This is a genomic window from Agrobacterium sp. A3-95 (assembly GCF_053521785.1).
Map to the genome: position 1 here is coordinate 315,503 of NZ_JBNWDR010000003.1, position 16,088 is coordinate 331,590.

The window sequence follows — 16,088 nt, forward strand, 5'->3', positions numbered from 1 at the left end:
CGCTCCGAGTTTTTGTCGAGCATCGGATTTTCCGAAAACAGCGTCACACTTTTCGGTTCGATGCCTTAGTTCTTCGCCTGCTCCACAAGGGCTGCGATGACATCGCGCACCGACATGCCTTCGGCGCGGGCGGCGAATGTCAGCGCCATGCGGTGCTCCAGCACCGGTTCGGCCAGCGCATAGACATCGTCCAGCGACGGCGCGAGCCTGCCTTCGTAAAGCGCGCGGGCGCGTGCCGTCAGCATCAGGGACTGGCCGGCGCGGGGACCCGGGCCCCAGACAACGTGTTTGTCGGTCAATTTGTTGCCGTGGCCGGGGCGGGCAGAGCGGACAAGCGAAAGGATCGCGTCCACCACCTTGTCGCTGACCGGCATCTGGCGGATGAGGGCCTGGATTTCCATCATGCGTTCGGCGTCGATAACCTTGCGTGCCTCGCCCGATGCGGTGCCTGTCGTGTCGAGCAATATCTGGCGTTCGGCGGCAAGCTCGGGATAGCCGACATCCACCTGCAGCAGGAAGCGGTCGAGCTGCGCTTCAGGCAGTGGATAGGTGCCTTCCTGTTCCAGCGGGTTCTGGGTTGCGAGAACGTGGAAGGGTTTCGGCAGATCGTAACGCTGGCCGGCCATGGTGATGTGATATTCCTGCATGGCCTGCAGCAGCGCGGACTGCGTGCGCGGGCTGGCGCGGTTGATTTCATCCGCCATCAGCAATTGCGCAAACACCGGACCTTTTATGAAGCGGAAGGAGCGCCGCCCGTTTTCATCCTGATCCATGACTTCGGAGCCGAGAATATCCGATGGCATGAGGTCCGGTGTGAACTGGATGCGGTTGGCATCGAGCCCGAGAACCGTTCCGAGCGTGGTGACGAGCTTGGTCTTGGCAAGCCCGGGAACGCCGACGAGCAAGGCGTGGCCGCCCGAGAGTATGGCGAGAAGCGTGTTCTGAACCACTTTTTCCTGGCCGAAGATGACCTTGGATACCTCCGCGCGGATCGCGGCAATATCCGAAAGCGCCTTTTCGGCCGAGGCGACGATGGCTTTTTCGTCGAGGGTTTCGCCGGTATTCATCACGCCCATGTCGCTCTCCTCATACCTTTGCCGCCGACCCATTCCTGCCCCGATCTTGATGGCCATTGGCCGGGGCGGATTTCGCGCTGCAACTAGCTTATTGCTCTCTTGGCCGCTGACAAGCGCCATTCGAATGACTATGTCGTGACTTAGTATTTCCTTATCGGCAAAGCGAGACTCGAATATGGCAGCGGAGACGATAAATTCGGCAAGCGATGCAGCAGGGCTGGCGGCGATGATTTCACGCGCCGCCGAGCAGACCGGCGACGCCAAACGTGGACCTGCGCCGGTGGAGCGCTGGAATCCCCCCTTTTGCGGCGATCTCGACATGGAAATCCGCGCAGACGGCACCTGGTTCTATATGGGTACGCCCATTGGCCGGGCGCCGCTGGTGCGGCTGTTTTCCACGGTCCTGCGCAAGGATGACGACGGCAAGACCTATCTTGTAACTCCTGTGGAAAAAGTCGGCATCCGCGTGGTGGATGCTCCTTTCGTGGCCGTCGAGATGAAGGTGACGGCGGGCGAGAAGGATGGCGGGCCGCTGCTGACCTTCCGCACCAATGTCGGCGATGTGGTGGAGGCCGGGCCGGAGCATCCGCTACGCTTTACGATTTTCGGAGAAAACCGCGAATTGAAACCCTATATTCTGGTGCGCGGCAGGCTGGAGGCGCTCGTCTCGCGGGCGGTGATGTATGATCTCGTGGCACTCGGCGAGGTGATCGATGTGGACGGCGTCGAGATGTTTGCGGTGCGCTCGGGCGGGGTTGTCTTTCCCGTGATGCCCGCCAATGAACTGGAACGGCTTTCGCAATGACAATGACGACAACCCGCCTTGAAACTTTTACCGCCGCCGATTTCCGCCGCCGGGTGCTGGAGGAAGGCGAGGGCGTGGCGGAACGCGAGAATGGCGATCATCTGCTCAATCCGGGCGTGGTGCTTTCGGGAAACGGCATAAGGCTAAAGGACGCCGCCGTGCTGGTGCCTGTCATCGACGACGGCAACGAAGCGCGGGTGATCTTCACCCAGCGCACCGCAACCCTGCGCAAACATTCCGGCCAGATTTCCTTTCCGGGCGGTGGCATCGATGCCGGGGACCGCACACCGGAAGAGGCGGCCCTGCGCGAGACGGAAGAGGAGATCGGCCTCTCGCGATCTTTCGTGGAAACAGTCGGGCGTCTGCCGGATTACATTTCCGGTACCGGTTTTCGCATCAAGCCGGTGCTGTCGGTCGTTCGTCCCGGCTTTGACCTGACGCTCAATCCCACGGAAGTGGATGAGGTTTTCGAGGTGCCGCTGTCTTTCCTGATGGACCCAGCCAATCACGGGCGCGGCAGTCGCATCTTTCAGGGGAAGGAGCGGTTTTTCTACGAAATGCCCTATGGCGAGCGCTACATTTGGGGCATTACGGCGGGCATCGTACGGACGATTTACGAGAGGTTTTATTCATGAGCAGCCTTGCCGGGCGGGACTGGTTTGAAAAGCCGGCGCTGAAGCGCATCTTCGCGCTGTTGAACGCCGATGGCGGCGAGGTGCGGATCGTCGGCGGCGCCGTGCGCAATGCACTGATGGAACAGCCGGTCGTCGATGTCGATATGGCGACGACGCTTACCCCCGATGTGGTGGTTGAGCGCGCCAAGGCGGCGCGCATCAAGGCGGTACCGACCGGCATTGAACACGGCACGGTGACGCTGGTGATCGACGGCGAGGGTTTCGAGGTGACGACGCTGCGTCGCGATGTCGAGACCAATGGCCGCCATGCGCAGGTCGCTTTTGGCACAGACTGGCAGACCGATGCCGAGCGGCGCGATCTCACCATCAACGCACTTTACGCCGACGAGAAGGGCGAGATCATCGACCTCATCGATGGCCTTCCCGACATTGAAACAGGAACCGTGCGCTTCATCGGCGATGCCGCGATGCGGATTTCGGAAGATTATCTGCGGATTCTTAGGTTCTTCCGCTTTTTTGCCCATTATGGTTCCGGTCGTCCTGATGCCGATGGCTTGCGCGCCAGTGCGCGGGCCAAGGACAGGCTTGGGACGCTCTCGGCCGAGCGGGTGTGGAGCGAGCTGAAAAAGCTGCTTTCCGCGCGCGATCCCTCCCGCGCCTTGCTGTGGATGCGGCAATCCGGCGTGTTGGCGGAAATTCTCCCCGAAACGGAAAAATGGGGTATCGACGCCATTCACGGGCTGGTTGCAACCGAACAGGCGCTTGGCTGGACAGTTGACCCGATGCTGCGGCTTGCTGCGATAGTGCCGCCCGACAGGGAGAGGCTAACGGCGCTTGCTGGGAGGCTGCGGCTGTCGAAGGCTGAAGCTGCATATCTTGCCCAATGGGCTTCCGCGCCGGTGATCGATCCGGAGATGAAGGAGACGGCGCTCGACCGGCTGCTTTACCGGCAGGGCGTTGACGGTGTGAAGACGCGGCTGAAACTGGCGCTTGCCTCGGCCCGCGCCGACCTTTCGGGCGGTGAGGCGGCGATGCAGAAAGTCGCGCGACTTTCGACGCTGCTGACGAGAGCGAACAAGTTCCACAAACCCGGCTTTCCGCTGAGCGGCGCTGATGTGATGGCCGCGGGCGTGGAGTCCGGTCCGAAGGTAGGCGAGGTGCTGAAAAGCCTCGAAGAAAAGTGGATCGACGTCAATTTCTCGCTAGACCGGGCAGCGCTGACCGCCCGGCTGAAGGATATGCTGGAGAATTGAGATCGCAGTGCCGGAGGCGTTGCGGCTCAGGCCGCATTTGCCTCGTCGCGGATGCGGGATTTGATGTTTTCGATCATGTTTTCGCGGATGATGGTTTCGCCGTGGGCCGATCGCATATGTTCCACGGTGCGGCGCACGACTTCCGCGTCGTCATCCGCGCGGGTGTGCCAGGCACAGCCGGGCACGAGCGTTCCACATTCAAACAGTCTCATGGTCTTGCCTCCCTGTTTTAGACAGAGGGACAGCCTGCAAATGCCTGCTGTCCCTCTGACAAGAAACGAACGGTCGCCGCTAATGTTCCAGAGCGGCGTCCGCTGACCCTGTTCAGGCCCTATTCGGGCATCGCCCAGCACTGGAAAACAGAGGATGTGCCGGCTGCCGGGATTTTTGTACGAGGCATTTCGTCATTGTCGGCCCGCGTCACCGCTTTTCCGGCAAGCGTGCGTTTTACTTGTTCGACATAAAAGGAATGCGGCAGTTCGCGATCGCCGGTGGCACGCATTTCCGCTGCCATGCGGTCGATCAAATCAGGGGTATCGATGGAATGCGAGGCTCCCTCAGCGGAAGCGGATATAGGCATGCTGTTCGAAGTAATCATGACGATAGCTCCTCCAGTACGTCTGCACGCAGGAGATTATCATTGCCTTTATTTTTCCATAAGTCCTAATTTGCGCGATTTGCGCCCAAATTCCTGACGGGCGTCAAATTTACGTGAGTATTTCAGGGCCAGCGGACCACGGGCGGCAGGGAAGACAGAATCGATTCGACATTGCCGCCGGTCTTGAGGCCGAAGATCGTGCCGCGGTCGTAAAGCAGGTTGAATTCCACATAGCGGCCACGGCGAATGAGCTGCTCGTCGCGGTCCTCTTCCGTCCAGGACTGGTTGAAATTGGACCGCACGATTTTTGGATAGACCAGGTTGAAGGCGCGGCCAACATCCTGCACGAAGGCGAAATTGGCGTCCCAGCCGCCCTTTTCCTCTTCCGGGTGCAGCCAGTCGAAAAAGATGCCGCCGGTGCCGCGCGGCTCGTTGCGGTGCTTGAGGAAGAAGTACTCGTCGCACCACGACTTGTAGCGCGGATAGTCGGCCACGGGATGGCGGTTACAGGTGATCTCGAACCCGCGGTGGAAAAGCTGGGTGTCCGGGTCCTGTTCCATCCGCCGGCGTCCAAGCACGGGCGTCAGGTCCGCGCCGCCGCCGAACCAGTGGCTGGTGGTGACGACCATGCGGGTGTTCATATGAACAGCCGGCACATTGGGATTGACCGGATGGGCGATCAGCGAAATGCCGGATGCCCAGAAGCTGGGGTCTTCTTCCGCACCCGGTATCTGCTGGCGGAATTCCGGCGAGAACTCACCATAGACGGTGGAGGTGTGGACGCCGACCTTTTCGAAGACGCGGCCCTCCATCATCGACATCTTACCGCCGCCGCCCGCGCCATTGTCGCGCAGCCAGTCCTTCTGCACGAAGCGTCCCGGTTCCTGATCGGCGAGCGGGCCGCTCAGCTCGTCTTCAAGGGTTTCGAAGGAGGTAACGATGGTGTCGCGAAGATGCTGGAACCAGGCCTGGGCGGCGGCCTTCTTGTCTTCTATGTCCTCGGGCAAGCCCTTCGGCAAAGATGGCCGTTCCATGCATGTTCTCCTTTGGTGAAGTCGATTCCCTGTCGCATCTAGCAGGTGCTGGCCTTGCGCACAAATTCGACTCGCCAAGTTCACATGCGGGCACTATCTTTAGCGATGTAGGTGCCAGAGGTGAATATCATGACGAAATTTGCCGGACCGCCGCCCCTGGACGGGCTGAAGCGCAGGATCGCCAATCACCGCAAGGCGCGTGAAAGTGACGGTGGCGATCCGATGCGCAACGGCATGTTCGTGCGGCAGACCTTTTGTCTCGACCGTGAAGAAGCCCGTGCCAAGGCGCGCGAGTGGTTCGACAGTTTTCCGAAGGCCGCCTATTGGACCGAAGTGGAAAGCTGGCGGCAGCTGGAAGGCGACCGCATCGAATTCACCATGCGGCGGCTTCCTTCGGCAGACTAAGCTTTAAGCACGCGGTTCGGCGTAACGCAGGCGGCTTTCGATCAAAACACCGCTTTCATCCAGAATGGGATGCGCCACAGACACGATATGGGCGTTTATGCGCTTCAGGTCGCGCAGCATGTCGAGATGCAGTGAACTCGTCTGCATGCTTTCCGTCAGCCCATCGCGCAGCCGCTCCAGATGGCGGTTGGACGACTGTTTTTCGAGGCGGCGTATATCCACCTTGCTTTCCATCAGCCGGCGGGCGAGTTCGAAATCGCCGGTCACCAGAATGCTCTGGGCGGCCCGCAGATTTTCGATTGTCATGTCGAACAGCGTCTTCAACTCCTCATAACCGTCGTCGGAAAATTTGAAGCTGTTCAGCACCTTCTTGCGGATCTGCTCGCAAATGCCTTTTTCGATGATGTCGCCGATATGTTCGAGATTGATCGCGTAATCGATGATGGCGATCGAACGGCGCGCTTCGTCGTCTGCAAGCCCTTTGCGCCCCAGTTGGGAAAGATAGACCTTCACCTCCTGCTGACGGCGATCGACCTTCTTTTCGAGCAGGGACACCTCCTGAAGGGGTGCCAGATCATTATGCTTGAAGGCGTTTTCGGCGCGGATCAGCATGCGCTCGATAGCATCGCCGACGCTCAAGACCTCACGCGTGGCATTGGCGAGCGCCACAACAGGCGTATCCAGCGCCTGCTGATCGAGGAAATTCGGGCCATCTTCGGTTTTCGGATCGCCCGGCACCAGCTTTGCCATCAGGTCGGATATGAGGGCTGAGAACGGCCAGGCAACCGCTGCCAGAATGACATTGAAGATGAGATGCGCATCAACAGGCAATTTGGCGGGCGAAAGCGGCAATTGCTGCAAAAGCGTTGCGCCATAGGATGCGAGTGGCATGGCGATGAGGCAGCCGATGGTGCGCACCACAAGGTTGCCGATGGTGATGCGCCGCGCCGAGGCCGGGCCGGAGAGCGTGGCGATGACCGGCGGAATGGCGCCGCCGAGATTGGCGCCGAGAATGAGAACGATGATGAGACCGGCGGACAGCGTGCCGGTGGCAGCAAGCGACAGGATAAGCACCACGACAGCCAGGCTGGAGGAGGAGACGAAGGCCAGCACGGCGGAGAAGATCAACGCGACGGGCCATGCGCCATCAAGCAGACCGATGAAGACGCCAAGGGCTGGCGAGGCACGCATCGGTTCGGTCGCGCCGCTCAACAGATGCAATGACAGAAGCATCAGGCCGATGCCGATGACCGCGGTTCCGCCACCTTGTCGGGCGTTTGAGCTACCCTTTTTGAGAACGATACCGGAGAGGATCAGCAGCGGCGACAGCCACTCCACACCGGCCGCGACAATCCAGGCGGTGACGGCGGTGCCGACGTTGGCGCCGAGCAGCACGACCTGCGCCATGCGCGGCTTGATGAGATCGCGTTCTGCGAAGGAGGCGACGGTAAGCGCGGTTGCTGTCGAGCTTTGCAGCGCGACAGTGGCGAAAAAGCCGGAAAAGAAGGAACGCGGGCCGCTCTGGGTGCCCGTCGCCAATACACTTCGCAGTTTCATGCCGAAGGCACGGGTAACCCCGTCCTTGACCTGGGCAAGACCAAAGAGCAGCAGCGCGACTGCGCCGAGAAGGTTGACGATGACAATGGTGGATTGCATGCGACGTCTCCTCACACCCGCCGGCGGATGGCTGCGGCGAGGGCGATTTTTGTTGTCCGGCTAATAAGTATAGGAGCCTGAACGCCTTCGGTACAGGCCGGGTTGCGACAGTTTTGAAGCAAAAACGGTCAATTTTTGTATTTGCACGAAAAAATGGCGCTAAAAAAGGCGCTTAAGACCATGCGGTCTGGCGCAAAGCCTCGCCGGTGATCATCGCGGCGGACATTGCGACGTTGATGGAGCGCTGCCCCTCGACCATCGGGATGATGATTCGCTCCTGCGCCTTCTCATGCACGTGGTCCGGCACACCAGCACTTTCACGGCCGAAAAGCAGGATATCGTCGTGGCGATAGGCGATTTTCGTATAGGGCAGGGCGGCCTTGGTGGAGGCGAGAACGAGGCGGCGGCCGGTGGTTGCGCGCCACTCCTCAAACCGGTCCCATCTGACGTGGCGCGTCAGCGCCGCCGCTGCGATATAATCCATGCCTGCCCTTTTCAGGTTTCGGTCGGAAATATCGAAACCGGCCGGCTCGATGATATCGACGCCGAGGCCGAGACAGGCCGCCAGCCGCAGGATCGTGCCGGTATTGCCAGGAATATCCGGCTGGTAGAGGGCAATCCTGATTTCGGGTCTGATATCGCTCATGGTCTTCTCACCGCATTTGGAATGCCGGACCGCTTATCACGGGCGGCGGGTTTGTGACAGATGCAGCCCGAGAAGACCGTTTCGAAGAGTGCCGTATTCATTCGCGTGACAAAGAGTCGGGCTACCCATTAACCAACGTGTCGTCAGGCCGATCCGGCACATCCGGTTGCGTCGGATCGGCGTTGTTTCGATCCGGGTTCCGCGCAGCAAAAACAGGAAGATATCATGTCCGAACGGGCGAATTTCGTCCATTTGACCGACCTGCATGTCGGCAATCTGCAGGTGCAGGACGATGATATTTATTCCGACACCTCGGCCACGCTGGCCGATACTCTGGCGCAGATCAAGGCGCTCGGGCAGGCGCAGGACGCCGCCAAGTAAGCTGCGTATCCAGGCCTTACAACGGGCGGAGACCTTTGCCGGGTCTTCTACGCCCGTTCGGCAGAATCGGTCGCAATCGAGAGCTTTTCTGACGCGTTCGGCATCTTTGCGGCTGGTCAACGATTAATTTTTGCGCTACAAGGCGACATCTTCAACACCAGCTAGGGAGGTTCTGATGCAAAATGACATTCGTATTCGCCTCCCGGCCCCAGTAGTGCTGCTGCTGGCCTAGGTGTTACCCCCGCGGTTCGACCGCGTTTCCCATAGTTTGATTCGTCATGTGGCTGTTGCGGCCATATCCAATACTTTTCTGTTCCGTCGTGAGCCATATTTGCGCTTGCTCACGTTTCACGATGGGGCGATTGCTTGCCGGAGCTTGGCCTATGTTTGGCTGGTTTGAAAAACGCCTTGATCCTTTTCCCTCTTCGGCCCCGTCTGTGCCGCCGAAGAAGCTTTTGCCGTTCGTGTGGCATTATGTGCAGCCCGCATGGCCGTGGCTCCTGCTGCTCGGCCTGATGTCCATGGGCATCGCCGTTGCGGAAGCCATGCTCTACAAATTCCTCGGCAGCATCGTCGACTGGCTTTCCACGGCCAATCGCGAGACGTTTTTTGCCGATGAGGGCTGGCATCTGATGGTCATGGCTGGGCTGGTGCTCTTCCTGCTGCCACTGATGGGCGCGATCCACACCATGACGATGCACCAGACGCTTGCCGGCAATTTCGGCATGATCGCGCGCTGGAAGATGCATCGTTTCCTGCTGCGCCACTCCATGAACTTTTTCGCCAACGAATTTGCAGGCCGGGTTTCGACCAAGGTGATGCAGACGGCGCTGGCGATCCGCGAAGTGGCGCTGAAAGTGATCGACGTGTTCGTCTACGCTATCAGCTTCGTCGTCTCGATGCTGTTCATGGTTGCGGCCGCAGACTGGCGGCTGGTCATTCCGCTGCTGGTATGGCTCGGCATCTATATGGGTATCCTCACCTATTTCGTGCCGAAGCTCGGCCGGCTCGCACAGGAGCAGGCCGATGCGCGCTCGATGATGACGGGGCGTATCGTCGACAGCTATACAAACATCTCGACGATCAAGCTGTTTTCGCATGCGGGTCGCGAGGAAAGATATGCGCGTGAGGGCATGAACGTGTTTCTCGGAACCGTTCACCGCCAGATGCGCAAGATTTCCGGCTTCAACATCCTGATCGACCTCAACAATGCGGTCGTGCTGTTTTCCACGGCCTCGCTCGGTCTTTATTTCTGGATGCAGGGCTCGGTCACGGCCGGCTCGGTTGCCATTGCCATAAGCCTTGCCATGCGCGTCAACGGCATGTCGCAATGGATCATGTGGGAAGTCACCTCGCTGTTCGAAAACATCGGCACCGTCTATGACGGCATGTCGATGATGACGAAGCCGCACGATATCGTCGATGCTCCGAAGGCGCCTCAGCTTGCTGCACCGCAGGGCGCGATCCGTTATGATAACGTCCGCTTCCACTACGGCAAGAACAAGGGCGTGATCGACGGGCTGACGCTGGATATCAAGCCGGGCGAGAAGGTCGGTTTGGTCGGGCGATCCGGTGCGGGCAAGACGACGCTGATGAACCTGCTCCTGCGTTTCTACGATCTGGAAGCGGGCAAGATCACCATCGACGGGCAGGACATCTCCAAGGTGTCGCAGGACAGCCTGCGCGAGCTGATCGGTGTCGTGACGCAGGATACTTCGCTGCTGCACCGTTCGATCCGCGACAACATCGCCTATGGCCATCCCGAGGCCACCGACGAGCAGGTGATCGCGGCGGCAAAGCGGGCGAATGCCTGGGACTTCGTGGAAACGCTTGTCGATATGCATGGCCGCCAGGGTCTCGATGCCCAGGTGGGCGAACGCGGTGTAAAGCTGTCCGGTGGCCAGCGTCAGCGTATCGCCATTGCCCGCGTGTTCCTCAAGAACGCCCCGATCCTCGTACTTGATGAGGCGACCTCGGCGCTCGACTCGGAAGTCGAGGCGGCGATTCAGGAAAATCTGTTCTCGCTGATGGAAGGCAAGACGGTTATCGCGATCGCCCACCGTCTGTCGACGCTGACCGAAATGGACCGGCTCATCATCCTCGACAAGGGCCAGATCGTGGAAGCGGGCAGCCATGCTGAACTGGCGGCGATGGGCGGTATCTATGCCGATCTATGGCGGCGCCAGTCCGGCGGCTTCATCGCCGACCACGAGGCGGAAGTGGCTGCCGAGTAAGGAAAGCTCGAAGGGCGGGAAGCATGGTTTCCCGCCCTTTCGTTTGCGGTTCACGTTTATCTATGTAGGCGAGTTAAACCTCTCCTCCGTCATGCCGGCCTTGAGCCGGTTTCCAGCCACGGCGCGCCTGCGCCGTGAAAAGAATCTCCCGCGATCAAAACTTGAATCGCGCTTGACCCCGGATCTAGTCCTTGGTGACGGAGTGAGGATGCTGCGAGTGCGCGAAATCCAGGTGGATCTATCCAAGCCCGGTGGAACATTCTTCGCCCTTTTTCATTTCCCGAACGTTACCGAAATATAATCTCTTCCCGAACGCTCTGCGGCTGTTCCCGCTCCGGGAATCCGCCTATATCCGGATCATGGTCATTACCCGCATCTTCGAGTTTTTCGAGAACTGGATAAAGCCCTTCGCCCGCAAGGACGATTTGCGGCCGCCGGAAAAGACGTCTGGTTTCATCTGGTTCTATATCTCGCAGGCCAAGGCGCCGTTTCTTGCCATGCTGGTGCTGGGCGGGTTGACGGCTGCCATTGAGGCTGCGCTTTTCTGGTTCGTCGGGCGGCTGGTCGACATTCTCTCGACCGTCAAGCCGGAAGAGGGCTGGGCTGGACTGCTGGCAGCCCATGGCGGCGAACTCGTCGGCATGCTGGTGTTGATCGGCATCGTGCGTTTTATCGTCACCATGGTGACCGCGCTGGTGGACCAACAAATCATCACGCCCGGCTTTTACAATTTGGTGCGCTGGCAATCCTATATGCATGTGGCGCGGCAATCGCTGACCTTTTTCCAGAATGATTTTTCCGGCCGCATCGTCACCAAGGTCTGGTCGGGCGGGCAGGCGGCAGGCGATCTTGTCACGTCGCTGATGGAAAGCGTCTGGTTCGTCGGCATCTACTCCGTCTCGATGCTGCTGCTGATCGGCGGACTGGACTGGCGGCTTGCCGTCGTCGTCCTCGTCTGGGTGCTGATCTTCTCGCTGCTGGCGCGTTATTTCGTGCCGCGCATCCGCTCCCATTCGAAAGAAACGGCGGAGGCAGCCTCCATGCTTTCCGGCCGGATGGTGGATGCATACAGCAATATCCAGACGCTCAGGCTGTTCGGGCGCGACGATGCCAATGACCGCTACATGCGGCAGGGCTTCGATATCTTCCAGAACGCCACTATGACGTTCACGCGGTTCATCACCGGTGTGCGCGCCTCCATGGCGCTGCTGTCGGGTGTGATGATCACGTCGATGGCGGCGCTGTGTATCGACCTTTGGCTGTCCGGCAAGATCAGTTCCGGCGCTGTCGCGTTCACGCTCGCACTGGTTCTGCGCCTCAACTTCCTGCTCGGGCGATTGATGACGCAGTTCAACGGCATCATGCGCAATTTCGGCACGGTGCAGAATGCGGCGGAGCTGATTTCGCAGCCGATCGGCCTCGTGGACGCGCCGGATGCGACAGTGCTGGACGTGAAAAGTCCAAGTATCCGCTTCGAAAACGTCAGCTTCCATTATGGGCGGGCGAACGGGGTCATCGACAATCTTAATCTCGATATCAAGGCGGGGGAGAAGGTCGGCATCGTCGGACGCTCTGGCGCGGGCAAATCCACCCTCGTCAATCTGCTGCTGCGGTTTTACGATGTCGAGAAAGGCCGAATCCTTATTGATGGGCAGGATATCGCCAAGGTCACCCAGGAATCACTTCGCGCCCATATCGGCATGGTCACGCAGGATACGTCGCTGCTGCACCGTTCTATCAGAGACAACATCATGTTCGGGCGCACGGATGCCACCGAAGCGCAATTGCTGGAGGCGACGCGCCGGGCCAAGGCGGATGAGTTCATTGCACGGCTGGAAGACCAGCGCGGCCGCACGGGTTTCGACGCGCATGTCGGCGAACGCGGCGTGAAATTGTCGGGCGGCCAGCGCCAGCGCATCGCCATTGCCCGCGTGATGCTGAAGGATGCGCCGATCCTCGTCCTCGACGAGGCGACGTCTGCGCTTGATTCGGAAGTAGAAGCGGCGATCCAGAGCAATCTGGATGAGTTGATGCAGGGCAAGACAGTGCTGGCCATCGCCCACCGTCTTTCAACGATTGCTGCTCTCGACCGGCTGATCGTCATGGATCAGGGCCGTATCGTCGAGCAGGGCAGCCATTCAGATCTCGTCTCGCAGGGCAGACTTTATTCGGAACTCTGGGCGCGACAGTCGGGCGGCTTCCTTGCTGTGGACGAGGCGGCCCAATAGGGCCTGTCGCCAGCTATTTCCCGATCATGAAATCCGCCATCAGGCCGAAATGATTGGAACCGAGGCTGTCGGGCAGACGGGTGGTTTTCAAGAGCGTGGCCGGTTCGCGGGCGAAGATATGGTCGATGGCGATGCCGAAGCGACCTGCCTTCGTCGGCCATGTGGCGGGTTCCCATGGCGCTTTCTTCAGGTCGTTGGCGGCGAGGAAGTCGCGCATGTCGGGAGCGATGCTGGCCGAATTGAAATCTCCGGCCAGAATGAGCGGCCCGGTGACACGAAAGAGAATTTCGCTGACTTCGTCCAGCTCGTCCCGGTGATAGTCGTCGAAATAGGGTTTGGTGATGTGACCTGCGGCGAGCGTCAGCTTCGTGCCGTCGAAATCGATGCTGGCGATGGCGAAACGGTCGCGGCGCAGATCGCTGAGGCTATGGAAACGGCCCTCCAGCAGCGGCCGCGTCGACAGGATCAAAAGATCACAGGTCGGTGTTCCGGCATAACAACCGAGCCTGTGGGGGTAGGTTTGCTGCAGACGCGGCAGAACCGATTCCAGCGCAGCCGCCTCGAACAGATAGACAGCATCCGCGTCTGATTCGAGAATCCTGTCGGCAATTGCATCCGCATTGGCGGCGTTATCCATCAATACGTTTAAGGACAATAGCCGGAAGGGTCTGGCGCCAGGTGCCGCATTGGCGCTTGTCGAGAATTCCATGAGCATGGCGACGGCGTGGATGGCGAGCGCAAGCGACCAGATGATGAGGAAAGCGGAAATCGCGTCACGCGTCAGCCAAAATACCAGGCATGACACCAGGATACAGACGAAGGCGATGTGAAGCTGGAAACTGGTGACGAAGGCTAAAAGCCAGAAATCCGTCACATAACGCAGGCTGGCGATGAAAAGTACGGCAGCCACGACCGTGGAGACCATGCACGAGAGCTTCGCCGTCATCCGAATCCCTGCTTTCCAAGCTCTCCCTTGATGTCTCGTAACATGCCGCAAGGGTGGGCACAATGTTGCCCGCTTGCCGGGGCTTAGGAAAAAATGAGAAACAAATCCGCCCCTTCTGGCAGAATTACGGCAGCTTTGTGTGCTTTGCTCTTGCCAAGTCAGTCAATATTTTGCGATCAAACAGAATGACGCGGTTTCTCAAACGCCGCGAGGATGACCGAGACGGTGGGACGGAGATTGTCTTGGATCAAATCATAGCGGGAGGACTCATGCGATTTACGGCAAAAACAGCGCAGAGGATGGTGTAGCGGTGAGCGAGCACGTAACCAATCACGACGCCTCGGGTGAACCGACCCGTCGCGATTTTCTTTATCTAGTAACCGGAATGACGGGCGCCGTTGGTGCCGCCGCAGTGGCGTGGCCCTTTATCGACCAGATGCGTCCAGACGCATCGACGCTGGCGCTTGCCTCCATCGAGGTGAATGTCGCGGCGGTCGAGCCGGGCATGTCGCTGACCGTGAAGTGGCGCGGCAAGCCGATTTTCATCCGTAACCGCACGGAGAAGGAAATCGGCGAAGCCAATGCGGTCGCTCTTGCCGATCTCAAGGATCCGGTGGCGCGCAACGCCAACATTGCCCCCGACGCGCAGGCGACGGACATTGACCGTTCCGCCGGTCAGGGCAAAGAAAACTGGATCGTCATGATCGGTTCCTGCACCCATCTCGGTTGCGTTCCGCTCGGCCAGGCCGGCGATTTCGGCGGTTGGTTCTGTCCCTGCCATGGCTCGCATTACGATACGGCGGGCCGCATACGTAAGGGCCCGGCGCCGCAGAACCTCGCCATCCCGACATTTGCATTCACATCCGATACCGTGATCAAGATCGGATAAGGGGACAGATATTTATGAGTGGTCATTCCAGTTATCAGCCGTCCACCGGCATCGAGAGGTGGATCGATTCGCGGCTTCCCTTGCCGCGCATGATCTATGACAGCTTCGTTGCCTATCCTGTCCCGCGTAATCTGAACTACGCCTACACATTCGGCGCGATGCTGGCTGTCATGCTGATCGTGCAGATCCTCACCGGCGTCGTGCTTGCCATGCATTACGCCGCTGAAACGACGGTTGCCTTCAATTCCGTCGAAAAGATCATGCGCGACGTCAACCACGGCTGGCTGTTGCGCTACATGCACGCCAACGGTGCGTCGTTCTTCTTCATCGCGGTTTACCTGCACATCGCCCGTGGACTTTATTACGGCTCCTACAAGGCGCCACGCGAAATCCTCTGGATTCTCGGCTGCGTGATCTACCTCCTGATGATGGCGACGGGCTTCATGGGCTACGTGCTGCCGTGGGGCCAGATGTCCTTCTGGGGCGCCACGGTCATCACCGGCTTTTTCTCGGCTTTCCCGGGTATAGGTGAGTGGATTCAGCAGTTCCTGCTCGGCGGCTTTGCGGTGGACAATCCGACGCTCAACCGCTTCTTCGCGCTCCACTACCTGCTGCCCTTCATGATCGCGGGTGTCGTCATCCTGCATATCTGGGCGCTGCATGTGACCGGCCAGACCAATCCGACCGGTGTGGAAGTGAAGAGCAAGACCGATACGGTACCCTTCACGCCCTATGCGACGTTGAAGGATGCACTCGGCGTTTCGGTGTTCCTCATCGCCTATGCGTGGTTCGTCTTCTACATGCCGAACTTCCTCGGCCACCCTGATAACTACATCATGGCGGATCCGTTGAAGACACCGGCGCATATCGTGCCCGAATGGTATTATCTGCCGTTCTACGCGATGCTGCGCGCCATCACCTTCAATATCGGGCCGATCGATTCCAAGCTCGGTGGCGTTCTCGTCATGTTCGGCGCAATCATCGTGCTGTTCTTCCTGCCCTGGCTCGATACCTCGAAGGTTCGCTCCGCCGTCTATCGTCCCTGGTACAAGCTGTTCTTCTGGCTGTTCGTGGTCAACGCCATCCTGCTCGGCTGGCTGGGTTCGCGTCCGGCGGAAGGCCTTTATGTCATCATGTCGCAGATCGGCACGCTTTATTACTTCGGTTTCTTTCTCGTCATCATGCCGATCCTCGGTCTGGTCGAAACGCCGCGGCGTATTCCGAATTCGATTACCGAGGCCGTTCTGGAAAAGAACGCCGCCAAGAAGACTGCCGCGCCAGCGGCCGCCCAAGTCTGAGCGC

At 59.5% G+C, this 16,088-nt stretch carries 16 protein-coding genes; 9 read left to right on the forward strand and 7 right to left on the reverse strand.

Going from position 1 to position 16,088, the window contains the following annotated elements:
• Window positions 1-65 precede the first annotated feature (65 nt).
• Entirely contained in the window at window positions 66-1,076 is a 1,011-nt protein-coding gene (locus tag ACQZ5Y_RS10935) for an AAA family ATPase (RefSeq protein WP_003513541.1), read from the reverse strand.
• Window positions 1,077-1,251: 175 nt separating this feature from the next.
• Here ACQZ5Y_RS10935 and ACQZ5Y_RS10940 point away from each other — a divergent pair, with 175 nt between their 5' ends.
• From ACQZ5Y_RS10940 to ACQZ5Y_RS10950, 3 genes are read left to right on the forward strand one after another with little or no spacing between them, the layout of a single operon-like run.
• Entirely contained in the window at window positions 1,252-1,881 is a 630-nt protein-coding gene (locus ACQZ5Y_RS10940) for a DUF1285 domain-containing protein (protein WP_013636611.1), read from the forward strand.
• Entirely contained in the window at window positions 1,878-2,516 is a 639-nt protein-coding gene (locus ACQZ5Y_RS10945; protein WP_003513539.1) for an NUDIX hydrolase, read from the forward strand. Before ACQZ5Y_RS10940 ends, ACQZ5Y_RS10945 begins: the two co-directional genes overlap by 4 nt.
• A complete protein-coding gene (locus ACQZ5Y_RS10950; protein WP_174049833.1) occupies window positions 2,513-3,769 on the forward strand; it encodes a CCA tRNA nucleotidyltransferase in 1,257 nt (418 codons plus the stop codon). The genes ACQZ5Y_RS10945 and ACQZ5Y_RS10950 overlap by 4 nt, the downstream gene beginning before the upstream one ends.
• 26 nt (window positions 3,770-3,795) lie before the next feature.
• Here ACQZ5Y_RS10950 and ACQZ5Y_RS10955 read toward each other — a convergent pair whose 3' ends face one another.
• The 3 genes from ACQZ5Y_RS10955 to hemF form a co-directional block, all read right to left on the reverse strand.
• Entirely contained in the window at window positions 3,796-3,981 is a 186-nt protein-coding gene (locus ACQZ5Y_RS10955; RefSeq protein WP_003513537.1) for a DUF1059 domain-containing protein, read from the reverse strand.
• A 119-nt stretch (window positions 3,982-4,100) separates the two neighbouring features.
• The gene (locus ACQZ5Y_RS10960) at window positions 4,101-4,367 is read right to left on the reverse strand and encodes a hypothetical protein (protein WP_003513532.1); all 267 of its coding nucleotides are present in this window, start codon (window positions 4,365-4,367) and stop codon (window positions 4,101-4,103) included.
• Window positions 4,368-4,489: 122 nt separating this feature from the next.
• A complete protein-coding gene (hemF, locus tag ACQZ5Y_RS10965; protein ID WP_174049831.1) occupies window positions 4,490-5,401 on the reverse strand; it encodes an oxygen-dependent coproporphyrinogen oxidase in 912 nt (303 codons plus the stop codon).
• A 129-nt stretch (window positions 5,402-5,530) separates the two neighbouring features.
• Here hemF and ACQZ5Y_RS10970 point away from each other — a divergent pair, with 129 nt between their 5' ends.
• Window positions 5,531-5,806 (forward strand): hypothetical protein, encoded by a 276-nt coding sequence (locus ACQZ5Y_RS10970; RefSeq protein ID WP_013636608.1) that lies wholly within the window; start codon window positions 5,531-5,533, stop codon window positions 5,804-5,806.
• 3 nt (window positions 5,807-5,809) lie between these two features.
• On the opposite strand, the gene ACQZ5Y_RS10975 is transcribed toward ACQZ5Y_RS10970, so the two are convergent.
• Both ACQZ5Y_RS10975 and ACQZ5Y_RS10980 read right to left on the reverse strand, forming a co-directional pair.
• A complete protein-coding gene (locus ACQZ5Y_RS10975; protein WP_112959322.1) occupies window positions 5,810-7,462 on the reverse strand; it encodes a Na/Pi cotransporter family protein in 1,653 nt (550 codons plus the stop codon).
• A 172-nt stretch (window positions 7,463-7,634) separates the two neighbouring features.
• On the reverse strand, window positions 7,635-8,108 hold the full coding sequence (locus ACQZ5Y_RS10980) for a tRNA (cytidine(34)-2'-O)-methyltransferase (protein WP_174049829.1): 474 nt from the start codon (window positions 8,106-8,108) through the stop codon (window positions 7,635-7,637).
• 225 nt (window positions 8,109-8,333) lie between these two features.
• Between ACQZ5Y_RS10980 and ACQZ5Y_RS10985 the strand changes: the two genes are divergently transcribed.
• The 3 genes from ACQZ5Y_RS10985 to ACQZ5Y_RS10995 all read left to right on the forward strand — a co-directional run bounded on the left by ACQZ5Y_RS10985 (window position 8,334) and on the right by ACQZ5Y_RS10995 (window position 12,951).
• Window positions 8,334-8,489 carry a hypothetical protein gene (locus tag ACQZ5Y_RS10985; protein ID WP_174049827.1) on the forward strand — a complete coding sequence of 52 codons (156 nt, stop codon included), beginning with the start codon at window positions 8,334-8,336 and terminating at the stop codon, window positions 8,487-8,489.
• A 383-nt stretch (window positions 8,490-8,872) separates the two neighbouring features.
• Window positions 8,873-10,723, forward strand: coding sequence for an ABC transporter ATP-binding protein (locus ACQZ5Y_RS10990; RefSeq protein ID WP_174049825.1), 1,851 nt, complete (start codon window positions 8,873-8,875; stop codon window positions 10,721-10,723).
• 251 nt (window positions 10,724-10,974) lie between these two features.
• On the forward strand, window positions 10,975-12,951 hold the full coding sequence (locus ACQZ5Y_RS10995; RefSeq protein WP_003513518.1) for an ABC transporter ATP-binding protein: 1,977 nt from the start codon (window positions 10,975-10,977) through the stop codon (window positions 12,949-12,951).
• A gap of 13 nt (window positions 12,952-12,964) precedes the next feature.
• Here the strand turns inward: ACQZ5Y_RS10995 and ACQZ5Y_RS11000 are convergent, their stop codons facing one another.
• Window positions 12,965-13,897, reverse strand: coding sequence for an endonuclease/exonuclease/phosphatase family protein (locus ACQZ5Y_RS11000; RefSeq protein ID WP_174049823.1), 933 nt, complete (start codon window positions 13,895-13,897; stop codon window positions 12,965-12,967).
• A gap of 310 nt (window positions 13,898-14,207) precedes the next feature.
• Between ACQZ5Y_RS11000 and petA the strand changes: the two genes are divergently transcribed.
• Entirely contained in the window at window positions 14,208-14,786 is a 579-nt protein-coding gene (gene petA, locus ACQZ5Y_RS11005) for a ubiquinol-cytochrome c reductase iron-sulfur subunit (protein ID WP_003513514.1), read from the forward strand.
• A 14-nt stretch (window positions 14,787-14,800) separates the two neighbouring features.
• A complete protein-coding gene (locus ACQZ5Y_RS11010) occupies window positions 14,801-16,084 on the forward strand; it encodes a cytochrome b (RefSeq protein ID WP_019565206.1) in 1,284 nt (427 codons plus the stop codon).
• Window positions 16,085-16,088: the final 4 nt, after the last annotated feature.